The sequence below is a fragment of the Corallococcus sp. 4LFB genome (assembly GCF_046520365.1).
Classification (GTDB): Bacteria; Myxococcota; Myxococcia; order Myxococcales; family Myxococcaceae; genus Corallococcus; species Corallococcus caeni.
Genome location: NZ_JBKGHJ010000769.1, coordinates 1 through 2,684, shown reverse-complemented (window position 1 = coordinate 2,684; position 2,684 = coordinate 1). Strand labels below are relative to the sequence as shown.

Genomic DNA, 2,684 nt, shown 5'->3' with positions numbered 1-2,684 from the left:
GAAGCGCTGGTGGCGCGCCACGAAGCCCTGCGCACCACCTTCTTCGAGCACGAGGGCCAGCCCTTCCAGCGCATCCATGCCCCGGCCTCCTGGGCCCTTCCCGTGGAGGACGTGTCTGGGTTGGAGGAGTCCGCGCGCGAAGCGGAGACGCTGCGGCTGGCCACCCGCGAGGCCCGGCAGCCCTTCCACCTCGTCCACGGGCCGCTGCTGCGCACCGCCCTCCTCAAGCTTTCAGCGGACTCTCACGTCCTCCTCGTGACGATGCACCACATCGTCTCCGACGGCTGGTCCATGGGCGTCCTCGTGAAGGAATTGGCCACGAGCTACGCCGCCTTCGCCGCCGGCAGCGAGCCTTCACTCGCACCGCTGCCGGTGCAGTACGCGGACTTCGCCCTCTGGCAGCGCCAGTGGCTGCAGGGTGAGACGCTGGACGCGCAGCTCGGCTACTGGAAGCGCCAGTTGGCCGGTGCGCCTTCCGCCCTGGAGTTACCCACGGACCGTCCGCGTCCTCCCGTCCAGTCGCGGCGCGGCGCCACGGTGCCCGTGCACTTCCCCTCGGAGCTCACGGACTCGCTGCGAGGCCTCGCCCAGCGCGAGGGCGCCACGCCCTTCATGCTGCTGCTCTCCGCCTTCCAGCTGCTGCTGTCCCGCTACTCCGGCCAGGACGACATCAGCGTCGGCTCCCCCATCGCCGGCCGCACCCACTCCGAGGCCGAGGGCCTCATCGGCTTCTTCGTCAACACGCTGGTGTTGCGCGCCCACGTGCGCCCCGAGGACTCGTTCCGCCAGCTTCTCTCCCAGGTGAAGGCCTCCACCCTCGCGGCCTATGAGCACCAGCACGTCCCCTTCGAGAAGCTGGTGGAAGTCCTCCAGCCCTCACGGGACTTGAGCCGCAGCCCCCTCTTCCAGGTGATGCTCGTCCTGCAGAATGCCCCCGCCGAGGCACTCCGCGTCCCGGGCATGGCCTTCCAGCCCATCCCCCTGGAGGGCAACTCCTCCCGCTTCGATTTGGCCCTCACCCTCTTCGAGGTGCCCCACGGCCTCACCGGCTTCCTCGAGTACAGCAGCGACCTCTTCGACGCTTCCTCCGTCCAGCGTCTCATGGGCCACTTCGCTGTCCTCCTCTCCTCCCTCGCTGCCCAGCCCGACGCACCCGTCTCCTCCTTGGAGATGCTCACCGCCTCCGAGCGGCAGCAGCTTCTCGTCGAGTGGAATGAGACGGACGTCGCCTTCCCTCGCGACACCTGCATCCACCACGTCGTCGCCCAGCAGGCCCGCAGTGCACCAGACGCCATCGCCGTGCGCATGGGCGAGCGAAGCGTCACCTACGCGGGACTCGACGCCTGGGCCCACGGCCTTGCCGTCCAGCTGCATGCGGCCGGCGTCTCCCGAGGCGACCGTGTCGCCGTCCTCGCCGAGCGCTCCCCGGAGTTGGTGGCGGGCCTCCTGGCCGTCCTCAAGGTGGGCGCCGCCTACGTCCCCGTCTCTCCCGGTGTCCCGCCGGAGCGTCTGGCTTTCATGCTGGAGGACTCCGCTGCCTCTGTCCTCCTCACCCAGCACCACCTGCGTCCCTCACTGCCTTCGCTTGCCGCGCGCGTCCTCTCTTTGGAAATGGAGACGAGTGCGATTCGTCAGCCGCTGCCGGTGACGCCGGTGGGCCCGGAGGATTTGGCCTACGTCATCTACACCTCCGGCAGCACTGGCAAGCCCAAGGGCGTCGCCGTCCACCACCGCGCGTTGATGAATCTCGTCTCCTGGCACCAGCGCACCTATTCGCTGACGCCTGACGACTCCACCGCCCTCACCGCCGGCGTCGCCTTCGACGCCTCCACCTGGGAGGTGTGGCCCTCCCTGGCCTCCGGCGCCAGCCTCGTCGTCCCTCCGGACGCCGTGCGCGCGGAGCCCTCTCAACTGCTGCAGTGGATGGCCCGCGAAGCCATCACCACCTGCTTCATGCCGACGCCCCTGGCCGAGGCCGTGCTGCGCGAGGAGTGGCCTCGCCCCATGGCCCTCCGGGCCCTGCTGACGGGCGGCGACGCCCTGCACCACGGCCCGCCTCCTTCGCTGCCCGCCACCCTCTTCAACCACTACGGCCCCACCGAGAGCACCGTCGTCGCCACCTTCACCCCCGTCGCCGCCTCCACGCGCGACGACGGCACGCGGCCTCCCATTGGCCGCCCCATCGCCAACACCCGCACCTACGTCCTCGACGCCCACCTGCAGCCGGTGCCCATCGGCGTCCCTGGTGAGCTCTTCCTCGCCAGCGAGGGCCTTGCCTGGGGCTACCTCGGCCAGCCCGCCCTGAGCGCCGAGCGCTTCATCCCCCACCCCTTCTCCTCCTCCCCGGGCGCCCGCCTCTACCGCACCGGCGACGTCGTGCGCTGGCGGGCCGACGGCCAGCTGGACTACCTGCAGCGCCTCGACTTCCAGGTGAAGGTGCGTGGCTTCCGCATTGAGTTGGGCGAAATCGAAGCCTCCCTCCTCGCCCATGCCTCCGTGCATGAGGCCGTCGTCCTCGCACGTGAGGATGTCCCTGGTGACAAGCGACTCGTCGCGTACCTCGTCGCGGTGTCCGGCAAGGCCTTGGACACCCCCGCGGTGCGCTCCTTCCTCAAGGAGCGGCTGCCCGAGTACATGGTGCCCTCCGCCTTCCTCGTCCTGGAGGCCCTCCCCCTCAACGCCAA

At 70.0% G+C, this 2,684-nt stretch carries 1 protein-coding gene; it reads left to right on the top strand.

Annotated features, from left to right (window positions below):
• On the top strand, positions 1 to 2,684 hold a 2,684-nt coding region (locus ACLEQD_RS40860), incomplete at both ends, for a non-ribosomal peptide synthetase (RefSeq protein ID WP_410391331.1).